Raw genomic sequence first — 17,606 nt, 5'->3', positions numbered from 1 at the left:
GAGTATTAATATATGACCTTAAGCCTTGCGTAGCCGTCCCTTTTTTCCACTTCTATTCTTTGACTAAACTTTTCCGCTATGTCTTCCACGTGGGTTATAACTCCCACAAGCCTGTCTGTGGACTGCCTTATCATATCAAAAAACTCAGAAAGGGAATCTCTTGTTTCCCTATCTAAAGAACCAAAGCCCTCATCTATGAAAAGACTTTCAAGAGGTGCATTTTGGGAAAGTATGTCCGCAACCGCAAAGGCAAGAGAAAGGCTCGCCAAAAAGGTCTCACCACCGCTCAAACTGGAAACAACCCTGTGATATCCAGTAGAGTGGTCATATACATGTAGGTCTCCCTCAAGTAGGTCAAAGGTAAAAAGTCCCGTAGTGAATTTAAAAAGGTAATAACTTGCCCTATCAATAATCCTTTTTAGCATAAGCTGGCTCACATACTCTGGAAATTGATTGTCTACAAGGTCGTTCCTTAGCCTTTCGTAAAGACTCAAGTTCATGCGAAGCTCAGAAAGTTCCTTTTCCAAACGTTGTTTCTCGGAAAGGTCTTTCTTTAGCTTTTCTATATCGCTGTGGAGACTTCCGTGCAGTCTTCTGTTTTCCTCAATAGATGCATTTAAGTTCTTTAATTCCTCTTCAACCTGAAAGGTTTCAGGAAGTTCTCTTAGGCTTTGAAGTTTTACCTCAAGCTCCTTTAGTCTATTTTCAAGATTATGCCTTTCTCTGTTATATTCTTCTATCTCTTGTTGAAGCTCCCTTATTTGCTCTTGACTCAAAGCATATCTTTTGAGGTTTTGCAAACTACCAAACTTCTCTTGGAGAAAGTATATCTCACTTGCCATGCTTTGTTTTTGAGTCTGCAATTGATAAAGCATCCTTTCTATGTTTTGAATATCCGAAGTAAGCCTCGTTTCTTGCTCTCTCAATCTTTGCAAGTAGGAGAGGGTCTTTTGGTAGTTCTCCTGCACTTCCCTTATCCTTCTTTCCAACTCTTGGTTTTGTTTTTTTAGCTTGTGTGCTAAGAGTTCAGAGGGGCTTTCTCCGGTAGCTTTTATAACCCTACCGCCTAAGTCCATAAGTTTTTCTTCCAAAGACCTCTTCTGCTCTGCTAATCCCTTTAACCTCTCTTCAAGCTCCGCATACTTCTTTTCCTTTTCCATAAGCTCTTTTTGTATCTCATCAAACCTCTGTTTAAACTTCCTTTCCCTTTCCCTCAACAACTTAAGCTCCTCATACGCCTTTTCTACTTCTTTGACCTTTTCAAGCACCACATCCAAAGGTTCTCCCAAAGACTTAACTAAGGAGTCTATTTCTTCTATAAGCCTCTCAAGGATAGAGTTCTTTGAGAGAAACTCCTCTCTTATTCTGCCTTCTTCGGACCTTAGGTTGTCTATAAAGTTGGATAGTTCAGATTGTTTGGTCTTGAGGTCTCTTAAGGTTTGCTCCTTGTCCTTTAAAAGCCTCTTTTTTTCCTCAATTTCCTTTAGAATGTCCTCTACCTCAGAGAGTTTTCTGTGAATATCCTCTGTGGAAAGTCCATGCAGTGATTCTTGCAATTCCTTTTCCTTATTTTCCAAAAGGGAGAACTTGGCTTGCCTTTCAAAAAGCTCAGACCTAAGACCATTTATAGCTCTTTCTAATTCTTCTTGTCTTCTAATTAGACTTGCGATGTCTTCTCCCTTTCCTTCAAATTCTATATGCTCCAATCTATGACCGCATACGGGACATATGTCTCCTTCCTTCAAACTTGACCTTATCTCAAAGGCATACACCTCAAGCCTTCTTTCTTTTAGCTTTTCCAACTCTTCTTCCATAAGGCTTAGGTTTTTCTCCAGCTCTTGCAATTTTTGTTTATGCATAGCTTTCTCTTCGCTTACCTGCTTGAGTTCCAAAGCTTTACTTAGCTGTTCCTTAAGCCTAAAGCTCTCCTGAAGTAGTTCACCCTCTTTTTCTAAAAAGTTCCTAAGGTTATATATCTCTCTTTCTATTTCTTCTATGGCATGCTCCAGTTTCTCCTTTTCTTTTAGTGCTTTGTTTAGCTCCTCCTCCTTGCCTTTTAGGTCTTTTTCAAGTATTTCTACCTGTTTTTTGACCTGTTCCTGCTCCCTCTTCAATTCACTCAACTTCTCCACCTGCTCCTTTATCCTCTGAGATTGAATAAACTCTTGCTCTATACCCTCTTCCTCAAGTTTTTGTATGGCTTGCTCCACCTCTCTTATCTTCTCATAACCTTTGCGAGACCTTTCCCTTAGCTCCTTTAACTGTGTTTCGTAAAGGTTTTTTTGCTCCTCTAAACGCTGTATATCTCCCTCTATCTTCTCTAAGTCTTTTTTGAAACTTAAATATTGCTCAATAAGCTGTAAGGTTTGGCTTATCTCAATTCGTTTATTGTGGTATAACTCAAGGTTTTTAAACTCTCCTTCTATCCTTTTAAACTCCTGCTCCGCAAGCTCCCTTTCGTCATAATGCTTTTTTAGGTCAAGCTCTTTTTTCTTTTTCTCTTCTTTGAGATTTTCTTCTTGCAAAAGAAGGTTCTCATACTGTTCTACCTTTGGAAGGTAAGGAAGTATTTCAAGGGCGGTCTCAAGAAGTTGTTTTTTGCTTGCTATGTCTTCTTCTTGAAGGGATAAATTGTTTAAGTTTTCCAATGTTTTTTTGTATTCCTGCAAAAGGCTGTCCCGTTCCTTACACCTTAGAAGTAGGTCTGTTAGTTTGGATGCCTCTTCTGAAAGCTCCTTATATTCTTTTTCCACCCTCTCAAGTTCTTTCTCCTTTTGAAGTATAAGTTCTGGAGTTATATGAGCCATCTGCTCAAATCTCTGTTGCATAAGCTGAAGCTTGCCAGTGAGATGTTTATACTCTTCTCCCACTAAGTCTTTTAGTGAGGAAATAAGCTCAGAAAATCCAAGCAAGGAATTGAGTATTTCTCTTCTTTCCCTTTGATTTTGTGGCTTTAAAAACCTATCAAACTGGTTTTGAGGTAGCAATATAACCTTTGTAAAAATACCATAGTCAAGCCTAAGCACATTTTTGAGATAGTCTTCTAATTCCCTTTCTCTAAAAGGCTTGGGTTTCCCTTCTTCGTAGAACCTAAACTCTGAATGGCTTTTCCTTCTACCTTCTGAATATTCTCTTTCTATTTTGTATCTTTTTCCCTTTACAGAAAACTCCAAGGACACTTGCATAAACTTTTGACCTTTGGAGACAAGGTGTGCATGGGCTTTTTCTCCTCCGTATCTTGGAACTTTTCCATACAAAGCGTAGCATATGGCATCAATAAGGCTTGTCTTTCCTGCACCAGTTTTGCCCTTTATGACAAAAAAGCTAAGAGGTGAAAAATCAATACTGTGCTTTCCTCTGTAGACGGTGAAGTTTTCAAGCTCAAGCCTTATGGGTCTCATGGCTAACTTTGTCTATAAGTTTTTGAAGTAAAGCCTTTAGGTCTTCAGAGGGTTCTGACCTGTATTTGAACCTATGAAAGTCCTCATACAAGCTAAGCAAGTCCATCTTGCCAGTCTCCGCCTTTGTCTCTTGAAAAGTTCCTACAGGTTCTATTTCAAGCCTTGCCAGTCTATCGCCAAGGATTCTAAAAACAGCATCTCTCTTTTGCTGGAAAAAGGGGTCTGACATTTTTACCTCCATGACAACCCTTACCAGTAGGTTTTCCTTAGCCAGTGGTTCAAGAGATTTTTGTATATCTTCTCCCTCCTTCAATCTTATCTCCACAAGCTGTCTCTTAAGGTCAAGCCTTATAGGTTCTACCTTTGCCATGCCATCCTCAAGCACCACCAAGTTTACAAACTTATCCATGCCCTTTTCTGAAAAATCTATCTGGTAAGGACTGCCCGAATAATAGACCTTGGGGGCTATGCCTTCTATCCTTTGATTTCTGTGAACATGCCCTAAAGCTACATACTGAAAGGTATCTGGGATTGTCTCTGCCTTTATCGCATAGTAGGGGCTTACGCTTGACTGGAGTTCACTGCCAGCTATTTGGGCTCTGTCTACCATCATGTGGGCAACAAGAACCCTATAGCGTGAGTCTTCTACTTCATGTGCAAGGGCTCTCATGTAATTCGCTACTTTTTCCGCATAGCTTCTTTGCCTTTCTTCGTCAAAGTGAGTCAGGACCCTCTCATCGGGATAGGGAAGGCAGGCAACCTTTAATTGTTCGTATTGAAATATGGATTCCTTGAGGTTTGCAGAAGGTCTATCAAAGACATGAATGTTCGCAAGTTTCCTCAGGTTTTTGTATATCTTCATAAAGTCGTAGCTGTCGTGGTTTCCTGCTATAAGCAGTATATGCAGTCCAAGGGCGTTCATTTCTGTGAGGAATTCCATTATCAACCCCTGAGATTCAAAGTCAGGGTTTCTCTTGTCAAAGACATCTCCCGCTATCAAAAGAATGTCTACCCTCTCTTCTTTGCATATGTTTTTTATCTGCTCAAGGGCATACAAGAGGTCTTCATTTCTGCCTATCCTGTCGTATAGTCTTTTACCTGCATGAAGGTCCGCTATATGTAGAATTCTCATGACAAAACACCTGCTCCAGAAAGTATGGTCCTTAACCTTTCAAACATTGGATTGAAGGGCTCTTCCTTTTCAAGCCTTCTGTAGAGGGCGGTCATCTCCTCTATTATAAGCTCAACCGCTTCCTCTGGACTGTCGCATAGGGATATAAGGTCTATATCCCTTTGGTCTATAGTGCGGTAGGACACCATAGTGTTTTTCATAAAGTCAAGAAGGGGCTTCCAGTATTCAGAGCCAAAGAGGATTATAGGAAATCGGGGGCTTTTGCCTGTTTGTATTAAAGTCAGAGCTTCAAAAAGCTCATCAAGAGTTCCAAAACCACCAGGGAATATAAGGTAGGCGGTAGAATACCTCAGGAGCATCACCTTCCTTACAAAGAAGTAGTCAAAATTTAAAGAGATGTTTTGATAAGGGTTTGGCACCTGCTCTGTGGGTATTTGAATGTTTAGACCAACGGAGAGGGTTCCTGCGTCCTTTCCTCCTCTGTTTGCAGCCTCCATTATGCCCGGACCTCCACCGGTAACTATATGAAAGCCAAGGCTTCCAAGCATAAAGGCGGTCCTATAAGCCTTCTTGTAGTAAGGGTCTGTTTCATCAAGCCTTGAACTTCCAAAAAAAGTTATGGCAGGACCGACGGAAGACAGAGCGTCAAAACCTTGGACAAACTCACTCATTATCTTAAGCACACGCCACGTGTCACCCTGCCTTATCTTAAGCTCTTCTATGAGACGTATCTCTTCACTGTTCATTTAGGTCTTTTATCATACCCTCTAATTTAAGAAGTTCACCCTCTTTGGGTTGGTTAACATTGCTGGCATAACGAGGTCTCTTGTAAACGACTTTTTTAGTGTTTGACTTACCTTTTACTAAGGTTTTCTTTGAACCCTTATTCGTGGCTAAGCTCTTCTTCTTTACCTGCTTAGCCTTTCCCTGCACCACCTGTTTTTTCGTTTGCGTATTTGCAAAAGACAGGTCTGTGGGCACGGAAAGGCTAAGTGCTGAAAGAATAGCACATAAGAAGAAAAATTTTCTCATAGCAACCCTCCTTTGCCCCAGAGGGGCAGGTAAAACTATACCCCAAAAGGTCAAACCCTGTCAAGAAGGTTCAGAATATCTTCTAAGAGCCCATCCCTGTTCTCCTTGTTTATCTCCAAAAGAACTGCTCCCTTAAGTCTTCTTATCTCTGCAACGAGAGGATGCACATCCCTTATGGGGATTGTTATCACCATATCTTTTCTTGTGTCATGAATAAGCTCTCTTATCAAGTCTCTAAAGGGCTTTGAGAAAAGCTCCATCTTGCCTACTTCATCCACAAGCACCACCTTGTCCTCTTGCAAAGCCTTTTCAAGAATTGGAAGAGCCACACCTTCAAACCTTTGCACATTTACACCATAAGAGCCCACGAGATGCTTTGAAGTAAAGGTTTTGCTGGCAAAAAGAAGGCTCTTGCCCTCTGTAGAGACCACCTTAAAGCCTGTGCGTTTTTTTGTCTTTGGGTCTCTTACCTCTTCTGTCCAAAAGCCTATGACTTTGTCCCCTAAAGCCTTTGCCAGCTTTTTTATGAATGTGGTTTTTCCTATACCTGGCTCCCCTGTGAGCACTATCTTCATAGGTCCTGAAGGGCGTAAACCTTCAGTCTACCGCCGTGCTTTATGTAGCTTCTTATGGCTTCAAGCATAGCATATCCGCCTCTTATAGTGGTTGTGTAGGGGATGCCATACTGAATGGCAGACCTCCTAATGTGGTAGGCGTCGCTCCTCTCTTTTCTGCCCGTTGGCGTGTTTATGATGAGCTGTATTTCTTGGTTTTTTATCATGTCCACCACGTTGGGTCTTCCCTCAGAGACCTTTAGCACATGCTTTACATTCAGCTCTCTTTCTTTTAGAAATTTGTATGTCCCTCCAGTGGCATAGACCTCAAAACCCAGTTCAAGAAAACCTTTTGTAAGGTCTACCACCTTTGGTTTGTCCCTGTCCGCAACACTAAGGAAAACTTTGCCCTCTAAGGGTAGCCTGCTACCAGCGGAAAGCTGTGCCTTGTAGTAGGCAAGACCAAAGTCTTCTGCAATACCCATAACCTCTCCTGTGCTTTTCATCTCCGGACCAAGCACAGGGTCTTCTTCTGGAAATCTGCTCCAGGGAAAGACTACCTCTTTGACAGAGTATATCCTCTTGTCAGAAGGCATAAAGTCGCTGGCAAGGTGGGCTTTGCCTCCTTCAAGTCTTTCAAAAACCTCAGGGACAAGTTCCTTTAGACTTTTACCAACGCCTATAAGGGCTGACAGCTTTGCCAAGGGGTAGCCTATGGTTTTGCTTACGAAGGGCACTGTCCTTGAGGCCCTTGGGTTAACCTCAAGCACGTAGACCTCACCATCCTTTACTGCAAACTGAAGGTTCACAAGCCCTTTCACCTTTAGAGCCTTCGCTATAAGCTTGGACTGTCTTTTTATTTCTTCTACCACTTCCTTTGAGAGAGTGTATGGTGGTATGCTTGCCGCACTGTCTCCTGAGTGGACACCCGCCTCCTCTATATGCTCCATCACCGCTCCTATGAGATAATCCTTGCCATCTCCTATGGCGTCCACGTCCACCTCTATGCTGTCAGAAAGATACTTGTCTATGAGTATGGGTCTTTCAAAGCTCACACTTACCGCCTCTTCAAGGTATTGGATAAGCTCCTCCCTGTCATAAACTATTCTCATAGCTCTGCCACCAAGCACATAGGAAGGTCTCACAAGCACGGGAAAGGTAAGCTCTTCCGCTATTCTTATGGCTTCTTCCTTTGTCCTTGCAGTTCCACTGGGTGGCTGCTTTATGCCAAGGGTGTCAATGAGCTTTTTAAAGAGCTCCCTATCCTCTGCCATATCTATGCTTTCTGGAGGAGTTCCCAGTATGTTTATACCAAGGTTCTTGAGAGGAAGGGAGAGTTTAAGAGGCGTTTGACCACCAAACTGAAGAAAGACTCCATCAGGCTTTTCTCTTCTTATGACCTCAAGCACGTTTTCCAAAACCACTGGCTCAAAGTAAAGCGTATCCGCAGTGTCATAATCAGTGGAAACTGTCTCTGGGTTGCAATTTACCATTATGGTCTTTATGCCTTGTTCTCTTAGGGCAAAAACCGCATGGACGCATGCATAGTCAAACTCTATACCTTGACCTATACGATTTGGTCCACTGCCAAGGATTAATACTTTCTTCATTAAACCCATTATTTTAACTCAACTCCTAAAATACATATGCTATAATCTGCTTGTGTCTTCAAAAGACATAGCCCTAAAAGACATATTTGAAGAAATCCCACAAAGGCTTAGCAAGATACTTGCACCAGCACCCATAAAGGAACTGCTACCCACAAACTTTCCTTCCACAGAGCTAAGAGTAGACTTTTTAGCAAGGCTTGAGGACGAAAGCATACTGCATATAGAGTTCCAGTCCTTTAACGACAATAACATGCCCTTCAGAATGCTACGCTATTACCTTGCCATATGGGAGAGATATCCAAGTAATCCTATAAAACAACTTCTTGTGTATGTGGGAAACAGAAAGCTAAGAATGAAGTCAAGACTAAAGCTTAGGAACCTTACCTTTAGCTATGAGATGATTGACATAAGGCAGATAGACTGCAGAGTGCTTTTGGAAAGCCCAGACCCTATGGATAGGCTATTGGCATGTTTGTGTAAGGTAGAGGATGAGGCATATCTGATAGAGAAACTCATAAAGACTATGGAAGGCATGAACGAAGAAGAGAGAAAGGACTATCTATTGAAAGCCTTGACGCTGACAGAACTGAGACCTAACTTAAGGATAAGACTCACAGAGGAGGTTAGGCACATGCCTATAGTGGTTAGACCTGAGGATATAAAACTGCCAAAGAGAAAGTTGAGAAAGGATATTCTTTATAGGCTTGGTCTTGAGGAAGGTAAACATATTGGGTTTCAAGAGGGGGAGGTTATTGGTATTGAAAAGGGTAAGCAAATTGGGTTTCAAGAGGGTGAAATTATTGGTATTGAAAAGGGTCTTTTAAAGTCCGCACAGGATATGGTTGTAGCCATAATTGAGGCTAAACTTGGCTATGTGCCTGAGGAGATAGCAAATAGGATAAGGGAAATAAAAGATGTGGACTTTCTGAGGTCTTTAGCCAAGAAGTTGGTTTCTGCTTCTGAGGATTTCATGCAGGTTTTAGCTACTGAGCTGAAAATTTCATAACCTAATTCAAAAGCTCATATTCCTTCTTAGGCTCTCGTTTTTCTCAAGCTAACTACTTTTTCTTTTAGCTCCGCCAGTTTTATAAGTGCTTGCAAGGGTGTTAGGTTTGCAATGTCAAGTTCTAAAAGCTCTTCTAAAAGTTGTTTCTCTTCTTCTCTTTGGCTCTCTTCATATACCCTTTCTAACACGGGCAAGGTCTTTGAAGCCTCCAGCTCTAACAGTATACTCTTTGCCCTTTCTATGACCTTCTCTGGCAGTCCTGCCTTTTTTGCCACCCTTACGCCAAAGCTCCCCTCTGCCCTACCAGGTCTTAGAAGATACAAGAAATTTATCTCCTCCCCTTCTTTACTTACCGCCATATGGTAGTTCTTTACACCCTCTTTGTTTATCTCCGTAAGCTCCAAATAGTGGGTTGCTATAAGGGTTCTCGCCTTTATGTTCTCTAAGATGTATTCCACTATAGCCCTGCTTATAGCTATACCATCATAGGTAGATGTCCCCCTTCCTACTTCATCAAGAACTATAAGGCTTTTTTCATCTGCATTGTGGAGTATGCTGGAAACCTCAAGCATCTCGTTCATAAAGGTAGAAACTCCAAGTGCCAGAATATCTCCAGAGCCAATGCGTGCATGAATAGAAGAGACAAGACCAATCTTTGCGGACTTACAGGGAAGAAAAGATCCCATGTGAGCCAAAAGGGTAAGGATTGCGGTCTGTCTTATGTAGCTGGACTTTCCTGCCATATTTGGACCAGTTATGATGAAAAGGAAGTTCTTCTCATCCATGTGGGTATCGTTTGGACAGTAAGCCTTTACAAACTCTTCTATAACTGGATGCCTGCCCTCTTGTATGTGTAAGACTTTCTCCTCCGTTAGCTGAGGTTTTATCCATCCCTTTTCCAAAGCGATGCTTGACAAGGACTGAAGATAGTCAAGCCAGCCGATAAGCCTTGCATTGTGAGCCAGTTCCTCAAGTCTCTTTATAACCCTCTCTCTCAAAGCCATAAAGAGCTCATACTCAAGGTTGTTTATTTTGCTCTGAGCGGAAAGGATCTTTTCCTCAAGCTCCTGTAAATAGTCTGTGGTGAACCTTTCTGCATTTGAAAGGGTTTGACGCCTGCGGAAGTGTGAAGGCACATACCTGAGGTTTGGCTTGGTTACCTCTATGTAGTAGCCCATAACACGGTTAAAGCCTATCTTAAGACTTTGAATGCCTGTTTCTTTTCTTAGCTTTGCCTCATATTGGTCTATTAGGCTTTGGGCGTTGTCTCTATAGTAGCGAAGTTGGTCAAGTTCTGGGTCTACGCCATCCCTTATAAGACCTCCCTCCTTTACATGCAAAGGTGGGTCATCCACAAGGGTTTTTTCTATATCCTCTCTTAGGTCAATAAGTTCAAGTAGCCCTTCGTAGACTTCTCTAAGTGCGGTTGAAGAGGTGTCCTTGAGAAGTTCCTTTATCCTTTCTAAAGACTCAAGAGCCCTCCTTACCTGCAAGAGGTCTTTTGGAGTAGAGATGCCACCACTTATCCTACTTACAAGCCTTTCAAGGTCTGGCATGTTTTTTAGCTCCTGCCTTAGGGTTTCTAAGAGCTGTCTTTTTTCCATAAGCTCTTGCACTGCGGACTGCACCTTTTGGATGGCACTTTTCTCCCTAAAGGGGTGTAGTATGTGAAACCTGAGCCTTCTTCTTCCCATGCCAGTTAGCGTTCTGTTTATAACTCCAAAGAGAGAATAATTTTCTGAGCCCTCGTAAGACTCCAAAAGCTCCAGCCCCCTTCTTGTTCTGTAGTCTATACCAACATAGCCTTCTCCCATATACCGTTTTGGTTTTTCCACAAAGGGCAGAAAGGATTTCTGTGTGCTCTTAAGGTAAAGGTATAACCCCCCAAAAGGCAAAAGCTCCTCTTCTCTTTCAAAGCCGAGCCCTTTGGCACTGTAGAGCTTCATATCCTCAAGGATCACCCTAAGACCCTCATAAAAGTAGTCTTCTTCTACAGTGTTTACAAACAGGTCAAGCTCCTTTATATCAAAAGAAAGGTTCTGAGGAATTAGAAGTTCCTTTGGAGAAAATTTAAGAATAAACTCCCTTGTGCCAGTATGGTCAAAAGTGCCCCCCAAAAACTCCCCTGTTGCTGGGTTTAGGTAGGCACAAAGATAGAGGTTTCCCTTTTTTAAAAGACTGGCAAGCCCACAGTTTTCCCTTTCAAAGTAGGTTCCTGGGGTTATAACCCTTATGACATCCCTCTTCACAAGACCTTTAGCCTGAGAGGCGTCCTCCACCTGCTCGCATATGGCTACTTTATAGCCCTTAGAAACCAGTTTTGAAATATAAGAGCTTGCGGAATGATATGGCACACCACACATGGGAATCCTTTCCCTTCCTTTGCCAGCGGGTCTTGAGGTAAGCACAAGCCCCAGCTCCCTTGACCCCAGCTCCGCATCTTCGTAAAAAAGCTCGTAGAAATCTCCAAGACGGAAAAAGAGCAAACAGTCTCTGTAGAGCTTTTTAAAGTGGTGGTATTGGGAGAGCATGGGGGTCAGGTCTTCATTACTTGGCGTATTCCACATGCCTTGTCTCCCTTATGACTACCACCTTTATCTGTCCGGGGAACTGCATCTCTTCCTCTATCTTCCTTGCTATGTTTTTGGAAAGCATGTAGGCTTCCTCGTCGCTTATCTCCTCGGGGCTAACTATGACCCTTACCTCTCTTCCTGCCTGCACCGCATAGGCGTTCTGCACACCCTTGAAAGATTTGACTATCTCCTCTAACTTTTCAAGTCTTTTGAGATATGCCTCCAGGCTTTCCCTCCTTGCCCCTGGTCTTGCCGCAGAGAGGGCATCCGCTGCGCATACAAGGGCTACCTCTGGATATCTTACTGGCTCCTCGTTGTGGTGAGCCTTTATGGCATTTAGGACTGGGTCTGGCTCTCCATAACGTTTGCAAAGCTCTATGCCTATGTCTGTGTGAGAGCCTCCAAGCTCGTGGGAGATAGCCTTGCCAATGTCATGCAAAAGCCCAGCCCTCCTTGCCATTTTGGCATCCAGCCCAAGCTCCTCCGCCATCATCCCAGCAAGGTAGGCAACTTCCTTTGAGTGTAAAAGCACGTTCTGCGAGTAGCTCGTCCTGTAGTAGAGCTTGCCTATGTAATAGTAAAGACCGGGGTTTATGTCATATAGCCCAAGCTCCATGCAGGTTTCTTCTCCCATCTTCCTAATCTTCTCGTCCATCTCCTTCTTGACCTCTGCCACCACCTCTTCTATCCTGGCAGGGTGTATCCTTCCATCCTCTATGAGCCTCTCAAGGGCATCCTTTGCAAGCTCCCTCCTCATGGGGTCAAAGGAGGAAATGGTGACTATATCTGGGGTGTCATCAATTATAAGGTCCACACCTGTGAGTAATTCAAAGGTTCTTATGTTCCTTCCTTCTCTTCCTATTATCCTGCCCTTGAACTCATTGCTGGGAAGCTCCACGGTGGTCGTGGTGTAGTTGATGGCTATCTCAGAGGAGAGCCTCTGCACTGCGGTGGTTATCACCTTCTTCGCCTCAAACTCCGCCCTTTCCCTTGCCTCCTCCTCTATACGCTTAGCTAATCTTATGGCTTCTATTTTTGCCTCTTCTTCCACCTTCCTTAAAAGCTCCATTCTGGCTTCTTCAAGGGTCATACTGGCAATCCTTTGAAGTTCAAGAATCTCCCTGTGCCTAAGGGCTTCTATCTCTTTTTCCTTTTCTTCCAACTCCTTGAGCTTAGCCTGTAGTTCTCTTTGTGCCTGGTCTATTTGCCTTTCCATCTCCCTTATTTCCTTTTCCCTTCTGTATAGCTCTTCCTCTCGCCTTTCAAGGGCTTGAACCCTTCTATCTAAGTTGGCTTCACGGTGCTGGAGGGTTTGCTCTAACCTTTGGATCTCTTGCTTCCTCTCTGCAAGGTATTCTTCCATTTCTCTGCTTTTCCTGTCAAGGTCTCTTCTTATCTTTTCCGTTTCCTCTTTGAGGGTTGCCCTTAGCCTGTCCGCCTCTTCTTGGGCAAGTCTTACTATCTTCTCCGCCTCTCTTTCAGAGCTTAGCTTGACCTCTCTTGCCTCTTCATGAGCCTTCCTTAGTATCTCCTGAGCCTCTTCCTTAGCCTTTGAAACTATGAGCTCCGCTTCTTTCCTCTTTTCCTCAAGGTCTACCGTAATCTCCATGACAGGTGAGGTGCTCGTCCCTCTCCTTGAGAGGATAAAGCCTACGATACCTCCTATAGCCAAAGCTAAAAAAGCCACAACAAGCACTTCCATACTCATCTTTCCTTACCTCCTTGATAGATTTTTTCCTCCGTGACCACAAGGTCAACAGGCATATCCCAGTCATCCCTTGGCACCTCCTCTAGGACCTGAAACTCATAGCAAACTCCCACCTTTAGCCCCCCTAGTCTCCCCAAAAGCCTATCGTAGTATCCCTTGCCGTAGCCTATGCGGTATCCCTCCCTGTCAAAGGCTACCCCTGGGACAAGGGATAAGTCTACCTCCTCTGGTCTTACCTCCTCACCTCCAGAGGGTTCAAGTATACAAAAAGCACCGGGGCTAAGGCTGGTATTGTCCTCAACCCTTATTAGCTTTAGGTCTTTCCCCTCTACCCTTGGAAGCAAGAGACTCTTACCCCTCTGTAGAACCCAAGAAAAGAGAGGCGTAATATTAGGCTCTCCCTTATGAGGGCAAAACATAAGAAGGGTATCCGCGTCCCATAGGGACCTGAGACTTAAGAGATTTTTTACTATGCCTTCTGACAGCCTTTCTCTTTCTTCCTCTGTTAGACCTTCTCTTTTCTGTATAATCCTTCTTCTTATATCCTTCTTAGCAAACACTTTCATCTTCCGCCTCCTTTTCAGGAGGGGAAGGCAAGAAATACCCGCCCATGCCGTGGAGGAAGGAGCCTTCGGTGGGCCCCAAGAGCCTTAGGTGGGTGCCCTCCCGGAAAGCCTCTTTGGCTCTTCCGGAGACCGGGCTCCCTATTGCCTCACCATGTGGACCCCAATATAAACTCCTTCACCACGCACAGGGCAGGTTTTATCTGAGCTTTGCCCCAAACTTCTCTTCCAGCTCAGCCACTATCTCTTCCACAAGCTTGTTAACTTGCTGGTCAGAAAGGGTGCCTTCCTTACTTCTAAAGGTCAGCCTAAAGCTAACGCTCTTCTTGCCTTCCCCAAATTTTGGGTCTGTATAGAGGCTAAAAACCTTCATGTCTTCCACCAGCTCTTTTTTCCTGATATGGAATATTAATTTATCCAGACTTACCTCTTTGTCCATAAGCAGGGTGAGGTCCCTTATCACAGGCGGATATTGGGCTATGGGTCTGTAGCTCTTAGTTCTCTCCTTAAGAAGGCTCAGCCTTAGCTCACCTACAATAGTCCTATGCCTAAAACCAAGCCTATCCTGAAGGGCAGGATTGAGAAGACCAAAATATCCCAACTCCTCTTCTCCATCGTAGAAAGCCCTCTGCACCCTGGGATGCAAGAAAGGCATAGCAGATGGCTCTGATCTATATTCTTCTGTATAGTTTCTCAAAATATCCTGAACAAGAGCCAGCCCATGGTAGGGTGTATATTCCTCCTCTGGGAAGAGCCTTCTGTAGCCAGTCATAAGAAAGCCAAGCCTTAACTCCTCTTCTTGGAGGAAGACTTTACCCACCTCAAAGATAGCCATGCTGTAGTTGTAGTTTCTTATGTTATCAAGACATACTCTCAGTAGAGAGGGCAGGAGGGAAGTTCTCATAAACCTTTGGCTTTTGTTAAGAGGGTTCAGGATCTCCAACTGGGGAAGAGGCAAAGACAAAAGCTCATAAAGCTCCGCATCTTCAAAGGAGAAGGTTATCACCTCAGAAAAGCCCCTACTCACCATAAAGTTTCTAAGTTTGTCTACTATACTTTCCATCTGTGAGGGTCTGGATGGAGCTTTTAGGATTGGTGAGCCAACCTGCGTGTATCCTTCAACCCTTAGAAGCTCCTCTATTAGGTCTACATCTCCCTGCATATCAAAGCTCCTATGGGATGGAATAAAAACTTCCACACCACATCTCATGACCTCATGGGGAATATCAAGGGCACTTAGGGCTTGTGAAACCTTTTGCCTGTCAAAGTCTTTGCCTGAGTATCTCCTGAACTTCTCAAGGCTAAGGAATACTTTTCTAGGCTCGTAGGGATTTGAATAAACATCCCTCAAGGCGATAAGAGTGCCGCCCGCCAGGTCAAGAAGTAGTTTTATTGCAAGGTTCTGTGCGGTCTTTACCCCTTCTATATCCACGTTCCTTTCAAACCTGTAGGAGCTGTCCGTCTGAAGGCTCAAGGATTTTGCAGACCTCCTTATCCTGTATGGGTCAAAGTAGGCGGACTCAAGGAGTATGCTTTCTGTGTCTTCCTTTACAGAGCTTTCAAGACCGCCTACCACTCCCGCTATGGCAAGGGGCTTTTCTGCGTCCGCTATGAGAAGGTTTTTAGAGCTCAGCTCCTTCTCACTTCCCATAAGAGTGGTTATCCTCTCGCCCTCCCTTGCATCCCTCACAAAAAGGGGAAGCCTTAACTTTTTGAGGTCAAAGGCATGCAGGGGCTGACCCTCAAGAAGCATCACATAGTTGGTTATGTCCACTACATTGTTTATGGTCCTTATACCACACTGCCAGAGCCTCCTTCTGAGCCAAAGGGGTGAGCCCTTTACCCTTATGCCCTCTATGACCGCCCCCCGGTATCTCCTGCAGTCTGGAGACTCAAGCCTTATGTCCATATCCCCAAAGTCTTCAAAGGCTGGGTATTGCCTCTCCTTTTTGCTTACTCCCATTATGGCACATATCTCCCTCGCAAGACCCTTCACCGAGAGGAGGTCTCCTCTGTTGGGGGTGGGCTCTATCTCAAGTATGTGTTCTCCAAAGCCAAGAAGGTCATAGGCGGACAAGCCCGGCTTTAGCTCTTCCTCAAAGGTAAGCACGCCCTCAGAGTGGTCTTCAAGCCCCAGCTCCTTGGCAGACAGAAACATACCCTGAGATACCACTCCATCAAAATCCCTCTGGGTTATGCACATGCTACCCACCTTGGCGTTTGGAAGGGCTAGCAAGACCCATTGATCCTCTTGCACTTTTGCATCCGCAGATACCACCTGAAGAAAATGACCCTCGCCCACCTGAGCTTTGTACACATAGAGGTTTCTTGTGGGGTGGGGTTTTTTCTCCACCACCCTTGCAGAGACTACACCGTCAAGGTCCATATCCCACCTGCTTAGGGTGGTCTCGACGCTTTTCAGGGTAAGCTCCTCTGCTACCCTTTGAGGCTCAAGCCCCTCTACATCTATGAACTCTGAAAGCCAAGAGAAGGGAACTTTCATGAAAATATTTTAAATCAATCTCTATAGGGTGCGGTGGTAAGATACTTCTCCCCGCCATCGGGGAAGATAACCACTATAACGCCCTCTTCCAGCTCCTTAGCCAGCTGGAGGGCTGCGTGCAGTGCTGCACCACAGGATTGACCTGCAAGTATGCCCTCCTCTCTGGCAAGCCTTTTGGTCATCTCATAGGCGGGTTCTGTCTCTACGAATATGGTCCTGTCCAGAAAGGTTTCGTCAAAAATGCCGGGCTTTATAGAGCTTTCAATGTGCTTTAGCCCTTCTATTCCATGAAAGGGATAGGCAGGCTGGACGCCGATTATCTGAACCTCTGGATTGTATACCTTTAGCCTTCTTCCCGTGCCCATGATGGTCCCGCCCGTGCCTATGCCTGCCACAAGGTGCGTAATCCTTCCCCCCGTTTGGTTCCATACCTCAATGCCCGTAGAATAAAAGTGTGCCTTCCAGTTGGCAGGGTTGTTATACTGGTCAAGGTAGAGGTATTTCTCTGGCTCTTTGCTCACCTTGTCCCTCACAAAGAGTATGGCACCGTCCGTGCCCTCCAAAGGGTCTGTAAAGTAGACCTTTGCACCGTAGGCTTTTATTATTCTTTTTCTCTCTTCGCTCACGTTGGCGGGCATGGCAAGCTCCACAGGCACACCAAGACAAGCACCCACCATGGCAAGGGCTATGCCCGTGTTTCCAGAGGTGGCATCTATAACCACCTTGCCCTCTTTGAGAAGTCCCCTTTCCATAGCGTCCAGAAACATACTAAGGGCTGGTCTGTCCTTTACAGAACCACCTGGATTGAAACTTTCCAACTTGGCGTATATCTCCACCTTTGGAGAAACCCCCGGTGGAATGATTTTTCTGAGCCTCACAAGAGGCGTGTTGCCCACAAGATTGAGGATAGAGTTTCTAAGCCTTCTGTAAGGTTCGTCGTGCTGACCCAAAACCCACACAGAAAGATTATAAGCCAAGCTTATGCCTTACGAGCCTTATTAGCTTTTCCTGTCTTTCTTTGCCTTCTGGTACAGTCCGTCTCAAGTTTTCAAGCTCCGAAAGAAGTTCCTCAACACCCTCCGGAAGTCTATTTTCAATAAACTCTCTTATACCTGCGGACAAGGCTGGTGCCTTGCCTGATGTGGATACCCCTATAACAAGGTTACCCCTTACCACAAGGGCTGGAAATAGGAAGGTGCAAAAATCTGGGCTGTCTACCGCATTGCAGTGTATTCCCATTTTTACGCAAAAGCCATATATCTTTTTCTGAAGCCTCAGGTCATTCACAGCCACTATAACCATAAAAGCGTCCTTTAAGTCCTTGAGCCTTACCCTTCTTTTTAAAAGCTCTATTTTTCCTTCCTTTGCAAGGCTATGGATGTAGTGTGTAATTTGGGGTGCTATAACTCTAATCCTCGGCTCAAAGGGTAGGAGTTTTTCCACCTTCCTGCTTGCCACCTTACCACCACCTACCACTACCACCCTTTTGCCTTCAAGGTTTACAAACATAGGAAAGTATGGCAT

The 17,606-nt window shown here is 44.5% G+C and carries 13 protein-coding genes; 1 reads left to right on the top strand and 12 read right to left on the bottom strand.

Annotated elements, in window-relative coordinates; all coding sequences use genetic code 11:
* Nucleotides 1-5: 5 nt before the first annotated feature.
* The 6 genes from G3M65_RS07325 to carB are packed head-to-tail and all read right to left on the bottom strand — an operon-like array spanning nucleotide 6 to nucleotide 7,729.
* Nucleotides 6-3,401, bottom strand: a complete 3,396-nt coding sequence (locus G3M65_RS07325; protein ID WP_173833927.1) for an AAA family ATPase — start codon at nucleotides 3,399-3,401, stop codon at nucleotides 6-8.
* The gene (locus G3M65_RS07320; RefSeq protein WP_173833926.1) at nucleotides 3,382-4,533 is read right to left on the bottom strand and encodes a metallophosphoesterase family protein; all 1,152 of its coding nucleotides are present in this window, start codon (nucleotides 4,531-4,533) and stop codon (nucleotides 3,382-3,384) included. The genes G3M65_RS07325 and G3M65_RS07320 overlap by 20 nt, the downstream gene beginning before the upstream one ends.
* Complete coding sequence (locus G3M65_RS07315; RefSeq protein WP_173833925.1) at nucleotides 4,530-5,279, bottom strand: LOG family protein; 750 nt, start codon at nucleotides 5,277-5,279, stop codon at nucleotides 4,530-4,532. Before G3M65_RS07315 ends, G3M65_RS07320 begins: the two co-directional genes overlap by 4 nt.
* Nucleotides 5,269-5,565 carry a hypothetical protein gene (locus G3M65_RS07310; RefSeq protein WP_173833924.1) on the bottom strand — a complete coding sequence of 99 codons (297 nt, stop codon included), beginning with the start codon at nucleotides 5,563-5,565 and terminating at the stop codon, nucleotides 5,269-5,271. The genes G3M65_RS07315 and G3M65_RS07310 overlap by 11 nt, the downstream gene beginning before the upstream one ends.
* A gap of 50 nt (nucleotides 5,566-5,615) precedes the next feature.
* Nucleotides 5,616-6,140 carry an NTPase gene (locus G3M65_RS07305; protein WP_173833923.1) on the bottom strand — a complete coding sequence of 175 codons (525 nt, stop codon included), beginning with the start codon at nucleotides 6,138-6,140 and terminating at the stop codon, nucleotides 5,616-5,618.
* Complete coding sequence (carB, locus tag G3M65_RS07300; protein WP_173833922.1) at nucleotides 6,137-7,729, bottom strand: carbamoyl-phosphate synthase large subunit; 1,593 nt, start codon at nucleotides 7,727-7,729, stop codon at nucleotides 6,137-6,139. The genes G3M65_RS07305 and carB overlap by 4 nt, the downstream gene beginning before the upstream one ends.
* Before the next feature lie 52 nt (nucleotides 7,730-7,781).
* On the opposite strand from carB, the gene G3M65_RS07295 reads away from it, so the two are divergent.
* A complete protein-coding gene (locus tag G3M65_RS07295; protein WP_173833921.1) occupies nucleotides 7,782-8,735 on the top strand; it encodes an RpnC/YadD family protein in 954 nt (317 codons plus the stop codon).
* 26 nt (nucleotides 8,736-8,761) lie between these two features.
* Here G3M65_RS07295 and mutS read toward each other — a convergent pair whose 3' ends face one another.
* The 6 genes from mutS to G3M65_RS07265 all read right to left on the bottom strand — a co-directional run bounded on the left by mutS (nucleotide 8,762) and on the right by G3M65_RS07265 (nucleotide 17,606).
* Nucleotides 8,762-11,302 (bottom strand): DNA mismatch repair protein MutS, encoded by a 2,541-nt coding sequence (gene mutS, locus G3M65_RS07290; protein ID WP_173833920.1) that lies wholly within the window; start codon nucleotides 11,300-11,302, stop codon nucleotides 8,762-8,764.
* Complete coding sequence (gene rny / locus G3M65_RS07285; protein WP_438616888.1) at nucleotides 11,283-13,016, bottom strand: ribonuclease Y; 1,734 nt, start codon at nucleotides 13,014-13,016, stop codon at nucleotides 11,283-11,285. The genes mutS and rny overlap by 20 nt, the downstream gene beginning before the upstream one ends.
* Entirely contained in the window at nucleotides 13,013-13,582 is a 570-nt protein-coding gene (locus tag G3M65_RS07280) for a 5-formyltetrahydrofolate cyclo-ligase (RefSeq protein ID WP_173833918.1), read from the bottom strand. Before G3M65_RS07280 ends, rny begins: the two co-directional genes overlap by 4 nt.
* 196 nt (nucleotides 13,583-13,778) lie before the next feature.
* Nucleotides 13,779-16,082 carry a phenylalanine--tRNA ligase subunit beta gene (gene pheT / locus G3M65_RS07275; protein ID WP_173833917.1) on the bottom strand — a complete coding sequence of 768 codons (2,304 nt, stop codon included), beginning with the start codon at nucleotides 16,080-16,082 and terminating at the stop codon, nucleotides 13,779-13,781.
* Between the two features lie 14 nt (nucleotides 16,083-16,096).
* The gene (cysM, locus tag G3M65_RS07270; RefSeq protein WP_173833916.1) at nucleotides 16,097-17,041 is read right to left on the bottom strand and encodes a cysteine synthase B; all 945 of its coding nucleotides are present in this window, start codon (nucleotides 17,039-17,041) and stop codon (nucleotides 16,097-16,099) included.
* A gap of 7 nt (nucleotides 17,042-17,048) precedes the next feature.
* The gene (locus G3M65_RS07265) at nucleotides 17,049-17,606 is read right to left on the bottom strand and encodes a precorrin-2 dehydrogenase/sirohydrochlorin ferrochelatase family protein (RefSeq protein ID WP_173833915.1); all 558 of its coding nucleotides are present in this window, start codon (nucleotides 17,604-17,606) and stop codon (nucleotides 17,049-17,051) included.

The organism is Hydrogenobacter sp. T-8 (assembly GCF_011006175.1).
Lineage (GTDB): Bacteria > Aquificota > Aquificia > Aquificales > Aquificaceae > Pampinifervens > Pampinifervens florentissimum.
This window is presented reverse-complemented; position numbering and strand designations above follow the sequence as displayed.